The organism is Methylophaga sulfidovorans (genome assembly GCF_900114205.1).
Lineage (GTDB): Bacteria > Pseudomonadota > Gammaproteobacteria > Nitrosococcales > Methylophagaceae > Methylophaga > Methylophaga sulfidovorans.
In genome coordinates this window covers 80,980-99,780 of sequence record NZ_FOSH01000003.1, presented here as the reverse complement: position 1 = coordinate 99,780, position 18,801 = coordinate 80,980, and the positions used below count along the sequence as shown (strand labels likewise).

The window sequence follows — 18,801 nt, the reverse complement described above, 5'->3', positions numbered from 1 at the left end:
AAAAAACCGCAGTGCCATTAAACAGCAATGGTCACTGCGGTTGAGAGTAAACCAAATTAAATTACTCTAGACCTACTTGCCAAAGTTCCAGGTTTTGTTCAATAACCGCTCCAGAACTCGCGTCGATTTCTACTTTCATTTCTTTATTGTCTCGTGTGGCAATATCAAACTCATAGGTGGCTTTGCCATCTTCTTCAATTTCATATTCCACTTCCACTACTTCGCCAGGATAAAGTGCTAAGGCAATCTGTCTTGCTTCTAACTCACTAATTTTGGCATGTGCTTTAAATTTCGGATGATTGGGATGGTCAACTTCTTGCTCAACTTCCAGCACTTTGCCAGTGTTTACAGAACACTCAACATCCCAGTCAGCTCCATCAATACCACGGATATCAAATTCATAAACGTCTCGTTCGTTTTCAACTTTCCTCTCCACCTTAATCACATGGCCTGGTTTAAGCTCTTTGACTGTATCCAGACAACGCTCAAAATACTGAGGTATTTCCTCAGCCCATAGCAAACAAGGAAATAATAGTGTGAAACAAAGAAATAGAACTTTCATTTATATTCCTTACAAATGAAAAGGGGCTGATTTCAGCCCCTTTTACAGTAATGCTACATTGTTAACTTAAAGCCAATCCAACCTGCACGTGGTGCGCTAGTTCCGACAAAGTGAGGATCTTTATAGTCTTCAAGACCAGCTTCGTCTGGTTCACCATATAAACCGAAGGTGTTGTAATGGCTGTCGAATAGATTATTAACCTTTGCGAAGAACTGCAGATGCTCATTGACTTTATAACGGCTGTGCAAATTCACAACACGGTAACCAGCAATTTTCTTATCGTCATTCGCTTCATCGCCACGATAGTATTGGCTAGAGTGATAAGACGCTGTTAAACCTGCAGAAAATTGTTGTGTGAACGCATAATCCAGACCCACATTCAAATTATGAGCTGGAATGCTTGGCAGACGATCACCTTTAGACACGTTATATAAATCGCCATCACGTGAATAACTGAAATTATCTTCAAATGTCGCACGAACATAACCATAGTTCGCTGACCAGCTTAACTTCTCATATTGTCCAGCCATGCCAAGCTCAACACCTGCACGCGCTGTTTTATCAATATTTCTGAAGTTACCTAAGCCTAAACGACCACTTTCATCCTCAGACAAACTTTCGTCTTCTGGGAAGAACAATAAGTCATCTTTTAGCTGGGTGTAATAGACATTAGCATACCAGTCGAATAACTCTTGTTTACCACGCAGACCTGTTTCAATAGTTCTGGCGACCACATCATCTAATGGTGGATCAGCTAAGAACGCATTCGGATAGGCACATGGAGCTTCAGGTTCAGCACATGTCAACTCTGTAGCGGTTGGTGCACGATTTGATTCGTTATAGCTGACATAAGTTGTCATATTCTCTGTCAGTTTATAAGTTAAACCTAGAGATGGATTCAAACGTTTAAATGCATTTGAATTGCCTGACTCATTAAGATCTTGAGTACCACCTTTACTTGTACCTGAGATATCAACTTCAATCCAGTTATAACGAGCACCTACTGTCATTGCTAAACGCTCAGTAAGTGAATGTGTATTGGTGAAAAAGATGCTGTAAGTGTTGGTATCAATGTTTCCATCTACTTGTGCATCAAGTAGATTAATACCAGTACCATCAGTACCTCTAGTATCGGTCAAATAAGCGATTTCAGAACTGGCACTATAATCAACTATTGAGCGATCAAACGATGCACCTACAGTCAGTTGATTATCTCGACCAAAAAGCTGTTTGAATGATGTTGTTTGAACACCAAATCCCCAGCTATCTTGTTCAGTTTTACTGCGATTATTCAAGCCGAGTCCTTCGACCTCATCATCTTCTACATCTACATCGTAGTTCGGGTTAGTGAAGTCTGCTATGTTAATGCCACCAGCACTTGTGCGAATAGGATCACCATCATCATTAACAAAATTACCACCACCATCTACCTCAAACTCACCACCATCACCATTAAATGACTTACGATCACTCTTACGGTAATAAGTGTTTGCCGCCAACATGGTTGTATCATTGATCCAATGTGTACCATTTAACGTAAACATACGCAGTTTATTTTGCGTATTATCTGGATGGGTGAATACCGCTTCGCGGTCTGCAGCAACTAATTCAATAGGTGATGCACCATTACCATTTAAGTCACTATCAACAGCTGTGATACCGAAATCTAATGTGGTGTCTTCATCAGCATAGCTCAGGTTTGTGAAAAACTGCTCTACACGTGAAGGTGAAAAGTCGCGCCAGCCATCTTCTTTGGTAATCGAACCTGTAACAAAGTAAGCGAGGTTACCATCACTACCACCACTCTCAATAGTGCCAGAGTCACGGCCAAATGAGCCAGTGTATGCTTCTAAGCTATGTCCAGGGTTAGTAAAACCTGTTTTGGTTTTGATTGATAAAGCGCCACCCAGTGTATTCAAACCAAATAATGGGTTTGAGCCTGGAATCAGGTTCATGCTGGCAATTGCTGACTCAGGAATTAATTCAAAGTTAACTGCGTCACCAAAAGGTTCGTTAACACGGATACCGTCTACATAGACAGATAAACCTTGTGAATTACCAACTAAAGGTGAAGCCGTAAAACCACGGAATTGCAGGTCGGGCTGGAATGGGTTGTTTTGTGCCTGATTGAGGCTAACACTACCCAGTGTTTGATTCATGAAATCAGAAATATCCAGTGCCTGAACACGTTCAATATCTTTATCTGTTGCTGTTTGCACATTTGCAGCAACTTGATCTTTTGGTAAGCCTACTCCATGTAGAGGGGTTGTTCCCACGACTTCAATGTCGCTTAATTTAACATCATCGTCAGCAGCAAAACTCGCACTGGAAAACAGTGCGGAAGCAAGCATGACGCAAATCAGCCTTCTCTTTTGCGGAAATTGCATTACCTATACTCTCCTGAGTTATTTTTATGGTTGTAAAACTCAGATAAGATTGCAGATATAGTGCCAACTTTTTTAGTGCTTTTTTTACAAACACTTACAAATCTTTAATTTTATAGATAGGCGATAAACGGCTGCAATAAACCAAATTCAATGGCTGATATCAACCAGATTTAAACCAAGCCAGTTTATCGTGGAGTTTTGTCACTTCACCAATGATGAGCAGTGTGGGTGCTATCGGCTTTTCACGTTCAGCTAGCTCAGGTAACTCATCAATTGTACTTAACCAGACTTTTTGGTTTTCAGTTGTCCCCTGCTGAACTAATGCAGCGGGCATATCAGCTGGCATACCATGCTCTTGAAGTTTTTGGCTAAGCTGTGACAAACCAGCCAAGCCCATATACACCACCACTGTCTGTTTAGGTTTTACTAGGACAGACCAATTTAAATTTAATTCCCCTTCTTTTAATTGACCTGTCACAAAAATGCAGCTCTGAGCATAGTCCCGATGAGTTAATGGTATGCCAGCATAGGAAGCACAGCCAGATGCTGCTGTAATACCGGGTACCACCTGAAAAGGAATATTATTTTCTGCCAAGGTATCAATTTCTTCGCCGCCACGGCCAAAGATAAAAGGATCACCTCCTTTTAATCTTAGGACACGCTTACCTTGCTTAGCATGTTCTAGTAATAAATTATTGATTTCCTCTTGTCTGACAGCATGCCAGGCGCGTTGTTTACCGACATAGACTAATTCGGCTTCTTTACGAGCCAGGGCCAGAATTTCTTTACTCACCAGACGATCATAAAAAACAATATCAGCCTGCTGCATTAGTCTTAATGCTTTAAAAGTAAGTAATTCCGGATCGCCTGGTCCTGCCCCAACCAGAAAGACTTCGCCGGTTTCAACCGTTTCACTTTCATCAGCCAGCTGCTGTTGCAAAATTTGTTCGGCAATGCCTTCTCGCCCTGCCATGACATGATCGGCTACAGGGCCGGATAACACGGTATCCCAAAACTGCCTTCTTTGGCGCAGTTCACCAAATTTTTGTTTGACCGCTCCTCGGTACTTACCCATCAACTCGCCCAACTTGCTATATGCGGGTGGAATCAATGTTTCTAACCGTGCACGTAAATTTCTTGCCAGAACTGGCGATTCGCCACCGCTGGATACCGCCACAATAATAGGAGAGCGATCCAATACAGAAGCAAAAATAAAGTCACTGCCATCAGGATTATCGGTCAGATTAGTTAAGATATTTTTCTGTTGAGCAACTTCGTGTACAGCCTGATTAATCTTCTCATCATCTGTTGCTGCAATAACCAAACGCTGATCATTGATTTGTGTTGGCGAAAACAATGATTGCACCCAGCTAATCTGACCTTGCTGGACAAGTTCTTTTAAAGCATCGGTTATTTCGGGTGATACAACTGTCACCGTTGCCTGAGCTTTTAACAGTAGCTTACTCTTACGTGTAGCTACACTCCCCCCGCCAATAACAAGACAATGTTGCTGTTTTAAATCTAAAAATATTGGTAAATAATCCATCTATTAATCTTTTAAAGGTAAGGCCAGCCCTTGTAAGACATAGCCATTTTCCATATTTTGTACAATGGCGACTAAGGACATATCCGCTAATTTCCATTCTTTTTTGAGAGAAATTTGCGTATCAAAATCGGCCTTGCCATCTTTCGTCAATTTGAAAGGTCCTAGCCACGCTCTGACCAGATATTGGTGATGAAATGTTGCACCAGCATTATCGCCACCCCGAACTTTATTGGTGACATTATTTTCCGTTAGAGCCAGATAGACTTGGCTATTCTGTTCATTGTCTTCTCCCTGAACGCTTACCTTGGTATTCACGGATATCGTGTTTTGATTTTTGTTTGCTTGTAATGTGATATCTGCTTGCGGCTTAAACTCACGCACAAAGTCAATCGCTTCAAGTCCATGTGAACGCCAATCGTGTAAGATTTCGCCACTGATGAAAAACTCTGGGGTATACACCGTTTGAAACAGATTTAATCTGGCCAGTTGTTTTTGTCTATTAGTAAAAACAGGACTGGCAAATCGGTCAACCCAACCTTTTTTATCATCAAGATAATCAACATGGAAATTTAAGATAACAGCCTCGTCACTGGTTATCCCGTGCTCAGGAAGTTGTTTCACCCATTTTTCCGCAGGTGGACACAAACCACAGCCCTCGGCAGTGAATAACTCTATCACTGCTATATGCTTATCCATACTCTTAGCTTGCCAGTTTGAAGCAAAGACCGTCGGTGTTATAAAAAAACTAAAGAAGGCCAGCGTTGTGCATAATTGTTTCAACATAAAGACCTCCAATTAAATACCTTATCCATCAGACTATGTATCTGCTTGAATAATTCTCTCACTGGCATCCTCAATAACTGCCAGTTCTCTCAATACAGAAGTAGCAAAACAGCCTGCCGGTAAAAAAAATGTCAGTTGCAGACCGGCTTCATTCCAATGCCAGTTAAATTCTGTCGGCACAAGACGGATTGCTCGCCGTTCTTGTTTCAGGCCCTGCCTTGACAATCCTTGAATCCAAGGTTGCCATGAGTCCAGTACCACGGCTTCTAACTGCTTACAGTTTTCCTCACTCTGAAGCTCTCCCTGTCCGACAAGTGGCCCCGTTGGGTGAATATCAAAACTTTTCAGGCGTTCAAGCAGTTTAGTATCATCTTTTTCTGATTGAAAACAACTGTGACTGCCATTTAACTGCATCACATCACCGCTGATAAATTGATTCCAGTTATGTGCTTGCACCCGCTCGCTCACCACGAGATTAAACAACCACGAACGTGCAGCAGAAAGATACAAACTCTTTTTAGTCCGACTTTTTGGTTTTCTTCCCTGCCCGAACCATTGTTCCACAGCATGTAAATTACCCATCTGATGACCAAATCGCTGCTCACCAAAATAATTGGGCACACCCTCTTTTTGTACCTGATTAAGTGCCGACTCCCAACTTTCTTTATCACCTTCTACAACGTTTAAGTTTAAGGTAAACCGATTTCCCGATAATACACCACGCTTTAATTTTTTATTATGTCGTGTAATGCGGCTAATTTTTATCAGCTCAGATTCAAATGCTGACCAATCTGGTTCAGTCACCCCTTCGGTATTGACACTAAACCATTGTGTAGTGACAGCATGTCGATCTTTTAACCCCGCATAACCTATACCGACCTCTGCAACACCAGCAAATTGTGCCAGTTGCTTGGCTAACCAATCTGTATTGGTATCTGTTTTAGTAATCTGCAACATCACATGAGGCCCGAAACCCGCAGGCTCAAATGGCAGTTGTTCTTCTACTTGGAAATCTTCAGGCGTCTGACGAATAAGGCAGCGATGATTCAATGCTGCGCTATTTACTCTGGCTAATGTGGCAAAATTAAATTCTGACAAAGTCGTTAGCCTACCTGCTTAATCAGGGCGACCGCATGTGTCGCGATACCTTCTTTACGACCAGCGAATCCCAATTTTTCCGTCGTTGTAGCTTTGATATTAATGGCGGTGACATCGGTTTGCATATCCTCTGCCAGTAATTCACGCATTTGCGGAATAAAAGGTGCCATTTTTGGCACCTGAGCAATAATTGTGGCATCGATATTACTCACAGACCATCCACGATCTGAAAGATCACTAATGACACGTCGCAGCAGAATACGGCTATCAATACCTTTGAATGCATCATCATTATCAGGGAAATGATGTCCGATATCCCATAACCCCGCAGCACCCAGCAATGCATCACAGATCGCATGAATCAACACATCACCATCTGAATGTGCTTCAAGTCCATGTGTGTGTGGAATGGTCATTCCACCGATAATTAACGGTGCATCCGCAATAAACCGATGAACATCATAACCATGTCCGATACGCATTAACGCTCTCCTGTCTGTTGACGCAAATAAAGTGCTGCAAGTGCTAAATCTTGAGGTAAGGTAATTTTGATATTGTCGCTATGCCCTTCCACCATACGCGGTTGGTAACCAGCAAGCTCAATCGCGCTGGCTTCATCAGTAACGGCTAGTGATTGGTCTGCTGCTGACGATAAAGCTTGGGAAAGCATCGCTAAACGAAACATCTGCGGCGTAGCTGCACGCCAAAGCCCCTGACGACATACTGTTTCTTTAATCACATTATCCGCATCTACCCGTTTAACTGTATCTGATACCGGAATGCCGAGAATGCCACCAACCGTATCTTCGGATAATGTTACTAACATGCGATCAATATCTTCGTGACGCAGACAAGGTCTGGCTGCATCGTGAACTAATACCCAAGGATCGTCAGCTCGCTGTTGCTGTAAAACCTTCAACGCATTTGCCACCGAATCCGAGCGATCTTTGCCACCTGTCGCTGTCAATAATTGACACGGTAAGGCTAGTGATAAATCAGACCACCACTTATCATCTTCAGCCAAAGCAATCACAATGCCATCAATTGCCGGATGTGAGGCCAATCGCTCAAGCGTTAATTGTAATACGGGTTTGTTATCAATCTCTAAATACTGCTTTGGAATATCAGCCTGCATACGGCTGCCAATACCTGCAGCGGGCACAACGGCCCAAACAGCTTGTTTACTGCTCATCAGTTTTATCAATAATCTGGAAAAAGGTTTCGCCTGGTTTCACCATACCTAACTCGCTGCGCGCTCTTTCTTCGAGGGCATCAAGACCGCTTTTTAAATCTTGTACCTCAGCAGCAAGTACTTGATTCCGCTCTTTTAACTCAGCGTTATCAATGCGTTGTTTTTCAACAGCCTGATGAAGGCGTAATAAGGAAGGAAGCCCGTCATGACTGAGCCACAACCGGTATTGAAGTAATACCAAGATAGCAGCTAACAAAATCATGACGGGTTTAGACATATAACCTAAGCTTGCTGGACGTTAAACGCCTTCATACCTGGATAGCTGGCTGCATCACCTAATTCAGCTTCGATGCGAATCAATTGATTGTATTTCGCAACGCGGTCAGAACGAGATAATGAACCTGTTTTGATTTGGCCAGCGTTGGTCGCTACGGCTAAATCTGCAATAGTAGTATCTTCAGTTTCACCACTACGATGAGAAACAACAGCAGTATAACCATTGGCTTTTGCCAGGTTAATCGCATCCAGTGTTTCAGATAAGGTACCAATTTGATTTACTTTGATAAGAATCGAGTTGGCTACACCTTTATCAATACCTTGCTGCAGAATTTTCGGGTTAGTCACAAATAAGTCATCACCGACCAACTGTACTTTGTCGCCAATTTTATCGGTCAACAATTTCCAGCCTTCCCAGTCATTTTCATCCATACCGTCTTCGATACTGATGATCGGATATTTAGCCGACCAATCTGCCAATAAATCAGCAAATTCTGCTGACGTTAATGAACGATTTTCTGAAGCCAGCACATACATGCCATCTTTATAAAACTCAGAACTAGCTGCATCTAGAGCCAGCATAATATCTTTACCTGCTTCATAACCGGCGTTTTTGATCGCTTCTAGAATCACTTCAATCGCTGATTCGTTTGAAGGCAGATCAGGTGCAAAACCACCTTCATCACCGACGGCAGTGCTCAAACCACGTTTGCTCAGGACTTTTTTCAATTCATGGAAGACTTCAGCACCATAACGCACTGCTTCTGTCAGGCTGGATGCGCCGACAGGCATAATCATGAATTCTTGTAAATCGACGCTATTATCAGCATGTGAACCACCGTTGATGATATTCATCATCGGTACTGGCATCACAGCTTTTTCTTCGGTCGACAGGTATTTGTATAGCGTTTTCTTCGCATCGGCAGCAGCAGCACGGGCTGACGCCATAGAGATAGCCAATAAAGCATTCGCACCTAAGCGGCTTTTGTTTTCGGTGCCATCAGTTGCAATCAGCTTATTATCTAAAGCGCGTTGGTCATGGGCATCCATACCAAGTACGGCTTCTCTTAATTCGCCATTAACAGCTTCAACGGCTTTCAAAACGCCTTTACCTAAGTAACGACTTTTATCACCGTCACGTAACTCAACAGCTTCACGCTCACCTGTTGAGGCACCTGATGGTACTGCTGCACGACCAAATGCACCACTTTCCAGAATAACGTCAGCTTCAACCGTAGGGTTACCACGTGAATCGATGATTTCTCTTGCTTTTACATCAATGATTTTGCTCAATGCTCTGCTCCCGTAATGTTTTTTTTTGATATCGACTTATCGACCAGCTAATAGCTCATCTTCGATAAAGTCTTGTTGTTTTACTGTTGCATCTATTGCTTGCAGCATTTCTAACAATGCTGTCATTTTATGTAATGGCCAGGAATTAGGTCCATCACTTAAGGCTTTTTCTGGTTCAGGATGTGTTTCCATAAACACACCAGCAATACCGGTTGCTACCGCAGCACGTGCTAACACCGGCACAAACTCACGTTGACCACCTGAAGCACCGCCTTGTCCACCGGGTTGTTGAACCGAGTGTGTTGCATCATAAACCACCGGGCAATCCATATTGCGCATGGTTGGCAAACCACGCATATCAGATATCAGGGTGTTATAACCAAATGAAGTACCACGCTCACACAACATGATTTGTTGGTTACCAGTGGATTTGGCTTTATCTGCAACGTGTTGCATATCCCAAGGCGCCAGAAACTGACCTTTTTTGATATTAACCGGCAGGCCCTGACTGGCCACATTCACGATAAAGTTAGTCTGACGGCATAAGAACGCAGGTGTTTGTAATACATCCACCACACTGGCGACTTCTGCTAATGGTGTGTCTTCATGCACATCCGTCAAAACAGGTAGGTTAAATTCTTTTTTAACTTTTTCCAGAATCGCTAAACCTGCTTCTAAGCCTGGCCCACGATAGCTTTTTGTCGAGGTACGATTCGCTTTATCAAAAGACGATTTATAAATGAATGGGATACCCAGCTTATCGGTAATTTCTTTTAACTGACCTGCCACATCCATTGTCATTTGTTCACTTTCGATGACGCAGGTACCGGCAATTAAAAATAATGGCTGTCTGCCACCTACTTCATGACCACATAATTGCATGGGATTACCCTCTATTTTTTTTATTCACTTTGGCTGCATTGATAAACCCTTCAAATAGAGGGTGACCATGGCGCGGTGTCGATGTGAATTCTGGATGGAACTGGCAAGCAACAAACCATTGATGTTCAGGGATCTCAATCATTTCGGCTAATGTTTCGTCTTTCGACATACCAGAGAACACCAGACCCGCTTGTTCGAGTTTTTCTTTATAGTTGCTGTTGAACTCGTAACGGTGACGATGACGTTCAACTATTTCTTGCTCACCATAAATTTTCTGAGCCAGACTGCCTGGTTTCAATACACAGGGATAACCACCAAGGCGCATGGTGCCACCAAGATCAGAATCATGATCACGCTGCTCAACGCTACCGTCTTCTTTTTGCCATTCGGTAATCAGACCGATAACAGGATCAACCGTATGTAGGTCAAACTCTGTACTGTAGGCTTCGGGCATGCCCGCTTTATGGCGTGCATACTCAATCACAGCGACCTGCATACCTAAACAGATACCCAGATAAGGAATATTATTTTCACGAGCGAACTGCGCGGTTTGAATCATACCTTCAACGCCACGCTCACCAAAGCCACCCGGCACCAGAATCGCATCCATATCTTTGATGCAGTCTGGTCCTTGCTGCTCAACCAGTTCCGAGTCGACATAATGCACATTGACTTTGGTTCTGGTATGAATGCCAGCATGAATTAATGATTCAGACAGCGATTTATAGGCTTCGGTCAGTTCCATATATTTACCGACCATGGCGATATTCACTTCACCTTCCGGTTTCGTCAGGTTGTTATAAACCTGTTGCCATTGGCTTAAATCAGCAGGTTTAGCATCTAAACCTAACTGCTTGACGACGATATCGTCCAAGCCCTGACGGTGTAATTCCATTGGGATTTTATAGATGCTGTCGACATCGACACATGACACAACATTATTCACTGCAACATTGGTGAATAGAGCAATTTTCTTACGCTCAGATTCCGGCAGTGGTCGATCCATCCGGCATACCAGCACGTCCGGTTGAATACCAATGGTTCTGAGTTCTTTAACAGAATGTTGTGTGGGTTTGGTTTTGATTTCGCCTGCCGATGCAATATATGGCACCAAAGTTAAATGCAAGAACAGTGCGCGTTCACGACCTAATTCAGAACCCATCTGACGAATGGTTTCAAGGAAAGGTAAGGATTCAATGTCACCGACTGTGCCACCAATCTCTATCAACGCCACATCAGCATCGCCAGCACCTTCAAAAATACAGCGCTTAATTTCATCGGTAATGTGCGGGATAACCTGAACGGTATTACCTAAATACTCACCACGACGTTCTTTACGAATCACGTTCTCATAAATCTGTCCGGTCGTGTAGTTATTGCTGCGGGTCATATCCGCATCAATGAAACGCTCATAGTGACCGAGGTCAAGATCAGTTTCTGCACCGTCTTCTGTGACAAAAACCTCACCGTGTTGAAGCGGGCTCATCGTGCCGGGATCAACGTTGATGTATGGGTCAAGTTTTACCAACGTGACTTTCAGTCCACGAGCTTCAAGAATAGCAGCCAGTGACGCCGCGGCAATCCCCTTACCCAGGGAAGACACAACACCACCAGTGACGAAAATAAATTTAGTCATAATATGGAGAGTTCAATAAAAAACGACGCGGCCAGAATGGCTGCGCTCAAAATAGCGTATAAATTATCAGAATTGCCCTTCCCGCTCAATCTAAATCTGGTCGAAGATCAGCTGTCAGATAAGGCAGCCAGCCTTTTTCGCCAGTCTCCGCTGCATAATGTTCGGCATAACCATAGCCAACAACAGCGACTAACTCGGTTCCAACAAAAAACAGCGGAATAGTTGTCCGCTTCCAGGGAGGAACAGACCACTCCTGAAAAAGCTGTTTTAATGATTTATGTTGCGAATGTCCTCTCAGGCGAATTTTTTCCCCCCCCTGACGATAACGCATCGTTAAATCACCATTGAGTACCGATATTTTCATGCCATCGCCGGAAGTGAGCTGCCATTTGAGCGTGCAATCCTCGGACAAAACAAGTTCTGCAGGGCCAGTGAAATTAATCTCTATTGGAGGAGATTCTGAATCTGTAGAAGGCTGAACATATAAATCATCACGATAACGCCTGACTTCAACATCAGACCAGCTGACTATCGGAGTTTTATCTTCGGCGGCACAAATTACGTCTTCAATAATGCGCTGCAGGATCGCGGTAGAAGGTAACTCATAACCTGCAGTTTCAATCATAAACCGCAACAGATTTCGTTGTCGTTCTACAGGCAGTTTTTTCACCGCAGTAATCGATAGATGTCCATTTTGTTGCAACTGACATTGCTCTCTGTCCTGTTCTGCTAATTGGGCTAATAACAGGCTAGTCTCCTGACAATGTGAGGCACTTCGACTAATGGTTTTTTCCAATGCTGGCCAGCGCTGCTGCAAAAGAGGCCAGATTTCCTGACGCAAATAATTGCGGTTGATATCGGTGTTTTCATTACTGGGATCATCAACCCAATGAAGTTGATGAAGTTCAGCGTAATCAAGAATATCCTGCTTAGACACATCTAACAGTGGTCGGATAATGGTCATACCATGTGACTGACTTTCAGGCCACATAGCAGAAAGTCCTAATGGGCCGGCACCACGGAATAGCTGCAGTAAAAGCGTTTCTGCCTGATCATGCTGATGTTGCGCTGTAAGCAACACTTCATCTGGCAACAATTCATTACTCAAGGCCTGATAGCGAGCTTTTCTGGCAGCCGCTTCCATACCTAATTCATCGATGTTCTGGACATCGACATCAATATGGCTAAATGGCATATCAAGCTTGCTGGTAACATCCGCACAATGTTGAGCCCACTGATCCGCTGCTTTATTTAAACCATGATTGATATGTACGGCACGCAGCTGAGTAAGCTGTGGGGGCTTTGCAGTCGCTAATAGATGCAATAAAACATGAGAATCGACACCACCACTATAGGCAAGACAAACAGGTCGTCCTGCCGCCAGTGTTGTGATATCTGTGATGATTTTTTGGGGATTTAATGACACCCCGTTTTTTATCCCTCAAAAGCGCCGTAGTTAAGTAATTTTTCCTGACGCTGTTTGATTAATTTATCTGTAGGGATTTTTTCTAATTCTTTCAGTTTGTTTTCAATGGCTTGTTTGACACGTTTTGCCATCTCAGGGACATTTCGGTGCGCGCCACCTAATGGTTCAGCGACAACTTCATCAATTAATTTCAGTTCTTTCAGTCGTGATGATGTAACACCTAATGTGGCAGCTGCATCCGAGGCTTTTTCTGGACTTTTCCATAAAATAGAAGCACAGCCCTCAGGTGAAATAACCGAATAAATACCGTATTCAAGCATCATCAGATGATCAGCAACGCCTACCGCTAATGCACCGCCAGAACCACCTTCACCGATAACGGTGCTGATAATTGGTGTTTTCAATTGCGCCATTTCAAACAGATTACGGGCAATCGCTTCACTTTGTCCACGCTCTTCAGCGCCAATACCAGGATAGGCGCCAGGCGTATCGATAAAAGTAATCACAGGTATGCCAAAACGTTCTGCCATTTTCATTACACGTAAAGCTTTACGGTAACCTTCTGGACGTGGCATGCCGAAGTTTCTGGCCACTTTTTCTTTGGTGTCACGGCCTTTTTGATGACCAATCGCGACAACAGGTCGACCATTCAGGCGACCAATACCTGCGACCAAAGCAGTATCATCGGCATAGGTACGATCACCGTGCAGTTCTTCGAAATCAGTCAGTAATAACTTAATATAATCAAGGGTATATGGACGCTGAGGATGACGCGCCATTTGAGTAATTTGCCAAGGCGTTAATGATGAGAAAATCGATTTTGTCAGACTTTCACTTTTTTCCTTTAACTTTTGAATCTCTTCAGTGATATTTAAATCACTGTCATTACTCATGTAGCGCAACTCATCAATTTTCGCTTCCAACTCAGCGATGGGTTGTTCGTAGTCAAGGAAGTTTAACTGCATCAGGATTACCTTAGATATTCAAAATGGGTGAATTATACACATTAAGCCAACAATAGACTTAGCTGAGAATTAATTCATCTGGAGCATCTGATCCGGCACTGTCATCACCAAGACGAATAGCCAGACTCAGATCATTACGTGAATCGGCATTCATCAATGCGTCTTCTTCTGTGATCTTACCACTGCGATACAAACCAAGCAGCGCCTGATCAAATGTAATGGTACCTTTTTCATTGCTGTCACGCATGGCATCTTTGATACTGCCAATTTCTCCTTTATTGATCAAATCTGAGATATAGGGAGAATTCAGCATGACCTCAACCGCTGGCACACGCCCGGCTTCCTTGGTAGGCAATAAACGTTGAGAAATAATGGCTCGCAAATTCAGCGATAAATCCATCAATAGCTGCCGGTGCAAAATTTCAGGGAAAAAGTTAATGATTCTGTCGAGCGCCTGATTAGCATTATTGGCGTGTAGTGTCGCCAGACATAAGTGACCAGTTTCAGCGTAATTGATCGCGTGTTTCATGGTTTCCATATCACGGATTTCACCAATAAGAATCACGTCCGGAGCTTCACGCAAAGCATTTTTTAAGGCGTTTTCGTAAGATAAAGTATCAATACCGACTTCACGCTGCTGCACTATAGAACGTTCGTGTTTATGCACAAACTCCAGCGGATCTTCAATAGTGAGAATATGTGAACTGGAATTACGGTTGCGGTGACCAATCATCGATGCCAGCGTGGTTGACTTACCTGAACCTGTCGCCCCAACCACCAGAATCAGCCCGCGTTTTTCCATCACCACATCACCGAGCACATCAGGCAAACCAATTTGGTCAAAGGTAGGTATCGTCGTTCTGATGTAACGAATCACAATCGAACACTCGCCACGCTGACGGAAAATATTGACCCGGAAGCGACCCACTCCTTTCAGAGGGACAGCAAAGTTCATCTCAAGCGTGTTTTCAAATTCTTTTGCCTGCTCATCCGTCATCATCGAATAAGCCATTTCTTTCACATCACCCGGCGCTAATTTCTGCGTGCCAACCGGCCTGATAATGCCCTGAATTTTGATATGGGGTTCAGTCCCGGTACAGAAAAACATATCTGAGGCATCCTTGTCTGCCATCAGTCTGAAATAAGGTGTCATATCCACTTTGCGAGTCCTCTTGCAACAATGCTCAGATAGTGCGTTTATCCTACAACAATGCGAGTTTCCATACTATTATGTGTTTCACGCTTTACGTCGTGCTCAGTTTGTTATCGCAGCACGGTATCTAACCATGACTTTTTGGCTTTCCGGCAGCATAGCTAATTGACTCATTAAAGTATCGCTAGGAGTAACCTGCCAGTCATCACCTAACATGATCACTGTGCTTGCCTGTTCGTTCTGATATAACAATTCCAGTGATAGCGCCCCGCCTTTGAACGGTGTGAGCGTATTTTTCATTTGCTCAATCCACTGGCTGACTTTGTCTTTATTATCAATATTGATCTGCAGAGACTGACCATAGGCTTCACGCGCCCCGGTAATATCAAACACTTTTTCTGCTGTCGCCGCCAGACCACCAGTGAAGTTATCTTGTCCGATTTTGCCTTGTATGACCACCAGTTTGTCTGGCTGAATAAAGCTCTGATATTGATCATACACATCAGCAAACACCCGCACTTCCAGACGACCACTCTGATCATCCAGTGTGATGAAAGCCATACGTCCACCATTTTTCGACTTCATGGTGCGAATCGCCACCACCAGGCCAGCGGTTAACACAGGCTTTTCATTACGCTGATAACCTTTGGATTCTGGCGCATCCAGTTCATTAATGCGTTTGGGAATAAATTCAGCCAGTTCTTGCTGATAGCGATCAATCGGATGTCCGCTTAGATACAAACCTAAGGTATCTTTTTCAGCCTGTAATAAATGCTCTTCTGCCCATTCCGCAGCTTGTTCCAGTGGTTCATCCTGACCACTATCGATTTCTGGACTGAGTCCAAACAAATCATTCTGACCACTATCTTTATTGCGACGATGCTGATCGGCAATCTGCATGGCTTTAGTCAGGCTGGCTTCTATACTGGCACGATGACCACCCAGTGAATCCATTGCGCCGGCTTTCACCAGCGACTCCATCACCCGGCGGTTAATCTTACGCATATCTACCCGGCGGCAGAAATCATACAGCGAACTGAAAGCTTCACCCTGTTCACGCTCTGACACGATACCGGCCAGGGCTGATTCACCGACACCTTTAATCGCGCCTAAGCCATAACGAATCGTTCTTTCATCTTCGACGGTGAACTTGATTTTGCTGTGATTCACATCCGGCGGTAACACCTTCAGTTTCATATCACGGCATTCATCAATCAGCCCAACGACTTTATCGGTGTTATCCATATCCGCAGATAATACGGCCGCCATAAATGCGGCTGGATAATGCGCTTTTAACCATGCGGTTTGATAAGCGACCAAGGCATAAGCTGCAGAGTGAGATTTATTAAAACCATACTCAGCGAATTTTTCCATCAAGTCGAAAATAGGACCGGCTTCTTTTTCTTCAATGCCTCGTTTTTCTGCCCCTTCCAGGAACAACAAACGTTGCTTCGCCATTTCTTCTGGTTTTTTCTTACCCATCGCACGACGCAACATATCGGCGCCGCCAAGACTATAGTTCGCCAGAATCTGGGCGATCTGCATTACCTGTTCCTGGTAAACAATAACCCCGTAGGTCGGCTTCAATACAGGTTCAAGATCAGGGTGCGGATAATCGACTTTTGCCCGACCATGTTTACGGTTAACAAAGTCATCCACCATGCCTGATTGCAATGGACCGGGTCGGAATAGAGCCACCAAGGCAACGATGTCCTCAAAGGTATCTGGCTGCAGGCGTTTGACCAGCTCTTTCATACCACGCGATTCAAGCTGGAATACTGCGGTTGTCTCGCAACGTTTCAATAAGGCGTAAGTCGGTTTATCGTCCAACGGTAAGTTGGCAATATCGATTTTATCGGCTTCTTCTTGCGGCAGCAGCGTGCGAACGTTTTTCATCGCCCAGTCAATGACTGTCAGCGTTTTCAGACCCAGGAAGTCAAACTTCACCAGACCGACGCTTTCCACATCATCTTTATCAAACTGCGAAACCAGACCGGCACCATTGTGCTCGCTGTAGATGGGCGTGTACTCGGTCAATACTTTTGGCGCGATAACCACACCACCAGCATGTTTACCAACGTTTCTGGTTAACCCTTCCAGCTGTAAGGCCAAATCAATCAGGGTTTTAACTTCTTCTTCATTGTCATAACGGTCTTTCAGCAATGGTTCCTGCTCCATTGCTTTACTAAGCGTCATTTTTAATTCAAACGGGACTAATTTTGCCAGTTGATCAACAAAGCCGTAGGGATGACCTAATACACGCCCGACGTCACGCAGTACCGCTTTGGCAGCCATGGTCCCGAAGGTAATAATCTGTGATACGTGATCCCGACCATAATGTTGTGATACATACTCAATAACCCGGTCACGACCATCCATACAAAAGTCGACGTCAAAGTCAGGCAAGGAAACACGTTCAGGATTAAGAAAACGTTCAAACAGCAAGTCATATTGCAAGGGATCAAGGTCGGTGATTTTTAAAGCATAAGCCACCAATGAACCAGCACCAGACCCCCGTCCGGGCCCAACTGGCACATCATTATTCTTCGCCCACTGAATAAAGTCAGCAACGATCAGGAAGTAGCCTGGAAATCCCATCTGGTTGATAACATCAAGCTCAATCTGCAAACGTTCTTCATAACGGGCTTTATTCGCTTCTCTGTCAGCTTCCTCCGGGAACAGCACGTCTAAGCGTTCAGCGAGACCTTTAAAAGACTCTTCACTGAAAAACTGCTCAATAGTCATACCTTCCGGTACCGGGAAATCGGGCAGGTAATGTTCACCCAATGTGAGTTGAAGATTGCAACGCTTAGCAATTTCAACGGTATTTTCTATCGCTTCTGGAATGTCCTTAAATAAGGAGGTCATTTCTTCAGCGCTACGCAGATATTGATGCTCAGAGTAATTACGTGGTCGGCGCGGATCATCCAGTTGTCGACCTTCGTGGATACACACTTTGGCTTCATGCGCTTCAAACTGCTCCGGCGTTAAAAAGCGTACATCGTTAGTCGCGACTACTGGTAAGTCTTTTTCAGCAGCTAACGCTGTAGCAGCGCGGATAAAGCGCTCTTCATCCTCGCGTCCGGTACGGATAAGCTCCATGTACAAACGATCAGGAAACAATGGCTGCCAGAAGGCCAATTGCTGTTCAATTTCATCTTTCTGATGATTGAGTAAGGCTTTACCCAAAATACCTTCACGCCCGCCAGATAAACAAATCAATCCATCGGTTTGCCCCTGTAACCAGTCTGCTTCCAGCATCGGTACACCGAGGTGCTGACCTTCCATATAGGCTTTTGATAATAGCCGTGACAGATTATGAAACCCTTCCAGATTCATACACAGCAACACAAAACGTGTACTTTGCTTCGCATCATTCGGATCACGCAAACGCAGATCGGCACCTAATATCGGTTTCACACCAGCCTGCATCGCCGCATTAAATAACTTCACTGCCGCGAATAAATTGTGATGATCGGTGATGGCAATAGCAGGCATACCTTCATCAGCCACTTTTTTGACCAAGGGTTTCACCCTGACTAAACCATCAACTAATGAGTAGTCAGTATGTAAATGAAGGTGGACAAACGATTTTGGCATTA

General features: G+C 44.1%; 15 protein-coding genes. All 15 read right to left on the bottom strand.

The features are described 5' to 3' along the window. Positions 1 to 61: 61 nt before the first annotated feature. Complete coding sequence (locus tag BM232_RS03110; protein ID WP_091711729.1) at positions 62 to 562, bottom strand: PepSY domain-containing protein; 501 nt, start codon at positions 560 to 562, stop codon at positions 62 to 64. A gap of 53 nt (positions 563 to 615) precedes the next feature. Next, on the bottom strand, positions 616 to 2,949 hold the full coding sequence (locus BM232_RS03105; protein ID WP_091711728.1) for a TonB-dependent receptor: 2,334 nt from the start codon (positions 2,947 to 2,949) through the stop codon (positions 616 to 618). A 160-nt stretch (positions 2,950 to 3,109) separates the two neighbouring features. Then, positions 3,110 to 4,495, bottom strand: a complete 1,386-nt coding sequence (cysG, locus tag BM232_RS03100; protein WP_091711727.1) for a siroheme synthase CysG — start codon at positions 4,493 to 4,495, stop codon at positions 3,110 to 3,112. Positions 4,496 to 4,498: 3 nt separating this feature from the next. Beyond that, positions 4,499 to 5,278: a DUF1223 domain-containing protein gene (locus BM232_RS03095; RefSeq protein ID WP_091711726.1), complete on the bottom strand. Its 780-nt coding sequence runs from the start codon at positions 5,276 to 5,278 to the stop codon at positions 4,499 to 4,501. 33 nt (positions 5,279 to 5,311) lie between these two features. Next, complete coding sequence (gene truD, locus BM232_RS03090) at positions 5,312 to 6,376, bottom strand: tRNA pseudouridine(13) synthase TruD (protein ID WP_091711725.1); 1,065 nt, start codon at positions 6,374 to 6,376, stop codon at positions 5,312 to 5,314. A 5-nt stretch (positions 6,377 to 6,381) separates the two neighbouring features. Then, a complete protein-coding gene (gene ispF, locus BM232_RS03085; RefSeq protein WP_091711724.1) occupies positions 6,382 to 6,858 on the bottom strand; it encodes a 2-C-methyl-D-erythritol 2,4-cyclodiphosphate synthase in 477 nt (158 codons plus the stop codon). Further along, positions 6,858 to 7,568 (bottom strand): 2-C-methyl-D-erythritol 4-phosphate cytidylyltransferase, encoded by a 711-nt coding sequence (ispD, locus tag BM232_RS03080; protein WP_091711723.1) that lies wholly within the window; start codon positions 7,566 to 7,568, stop codon positions 6,858 to 6,860. The genes ispF and ispD overlap by 1 nt, the downstream gene beginning before the upstream one ends. Beyond that, entirely contained in the window at positions 7,558 to 7,845 is a 288-nt protein-coding gene (gene ftsB / locus BM232_RS03075) for a cell division protein FtsB (RefSeq protein ID WP_091711722.1), read from the bottom strand. Before ftsB ends, ispD begins: the two co-directional genes overlap by 11 nt. A 5-nt stretch (positions 7,846 to 7,850) precedes the next feature. Then, positions 7,851 to 9,137 (bottom strand): phosphopyruvate hydratase, encoded by a 1,287-nt coding sequence (gene eno / locus BM232_RS03070; protein ID WP_091711721.1) that lies wholly within the window; start codon positions 9,135 to 9,137, stop codon positions 7,851 to 7,853. Between the two features lie 36 nt (positions 9,138 to 9,173). After that, complete coding sequence (kdsA, locus tag BM232_RS03065) at positions 9,174 to 10,019, bottom strand: 3-deoxy-8-phosphooctulonate synthase (protein WP_091711720.1); 846 nt, start codon at positions 10,017 to 10,019, stop codon at positions 9,174 to 9,176. Positions 10,020 to 10,023: 4 nt separating this feature from the next. Then, positions 10,024 to 11,655: a CTP synthase gene (locus BM232_RS03060; RefSeq protein WP_091711719.1), complete on the bottom strand. Its 1,632-nt coding sequence runs from the start codon at positions 11,653 to 11,655 to the stop codon at positions 10,024 to 10,026. Between the two features lie 85 nt (positions 11,656 to 11,740). Continuing rightward, a complete protein-coding gene (tilS, locus tag BM232_RS03055; RefSeq protein WP_091711718.1) occupies positions 11,741 to 13,081 on the bottom strand; it encodes a tRNA lysidine(34) synthetase TilS in 1,341 nt (446 codons plus the stop codon). An 8-nt stretch (positions 13,082 to 13,089) separates the two neighbouring features. Next, entirely contained in the window at positions 13,090 to 14,046 is a 957-nt protein-coding gene (locus tag BM232_RS03050) for an acetyl-CoA carboxylase carboxyltransferase subunit alpha (RefSeq protein WP_091711717.1), read from the bottom strand. Between the two features lie 58 nt (positions 14,047 to 14,104). Then, on the bottom strand, positions 14,105 to 15,205 hold the full coding sequence (locus tag BM232_RS03045) for a PilT/PilU family type 4a pilus ATPase (protein ID WP_091711716.1): 1,101 nt from the start codon (positions 15,203 to 15,205) through the stop codon (positions 14,105 to 14,107). Positions 15,206 to 15,301: 96 nt separating this feature from the next. Next, entirely contained in the window at positions 15,302 to 18,799 is a 3,498-nt protein-coding gene (gene dnaE, locus BM232_RS03040; RefSeq protein WP_091711715.1) for a DNA polymerase III subunit alpha, read from the bottom strand. Between the last annotated feature and the right edge of the window lie 2 nt (positions 18,800 to 18,801).

Bases quoted from the DNA above. Each gene is read 5' to 3' on its own strand.
- BM232_RS03110 (WP_091711729.1), bottom strand. From the start codon at position 562: ATGAAAGTTCTATTTCTTTGTTTCACACTATTATTTCCTTGTTTGCTA.
- BM232_RS03105 (WP_091711728.1), bottom strand. From the start codon at position 2,949: ATGCAATTTCCGCAAAAGAGAAGGCTGATTTGCGTCATGCTTGCTTCC.
- cysG (WP_091711727.1), bottom strand. From the start codon at position 4,495: ATGGATTATTTACCAATATTTTTAGATTTAAAACAGCAACATTGTCTT.
- BM232_RS03095 (WP_091711726.1), bottom strand. From the start codon at position 5,278: ATGTTGAAACAATTATGCACAACGCTGGCCTTCTTTAGTTTTTTTATA.
- ispF (WP_091711724.1), bottom strand. From the start codon at position 6,858: ATGCGTATCGGACATGGTTATGATGTTCATCGGTTTATTGCGGATGCA.
- ispD (WP_091711723.1), bottom strand. From the start codon at position 7,568: ATGAGCAGTAAACAAGCTGTTTGGGCCGTTGTGCCCGCTGCAGGTATT.
- ftsB (WP_091711722.1), bottom strand. From the start codon at position 7,845: ATGTCTAAACCCGTCATGATTTTGTTAGCTGCTATCTTGGTATTACTT.
- kdsA (WP_091711720.1), bottom strand. From the start codon at position 10,019: ATGCAATTATGTGGTCATGAAGTAGGTGGCAGACAGCCATTATTTTTA.
- BM232_RS03060 (WP_091711719.1), bottom strand. From the start codon at position 11,655: ATGACTAAATTTATTTTCGTCACTGGTGGTGTTGTGTCTTCCCTGGGT.
- BM232_RS03050 (WP_091711717.1), bottom strand. From the start codon at position 14,046: ATGCAGTTAAACTTCCTTGACTACGAACAACCCATCGCTGAGTTGGAA.
- dnaE (WP_091711715.1), bottom strand. From the start codon at position 18,799: ATGCCAAAATCGTTTGTCCACCTTCATTTACATACTGACTACTCATTA.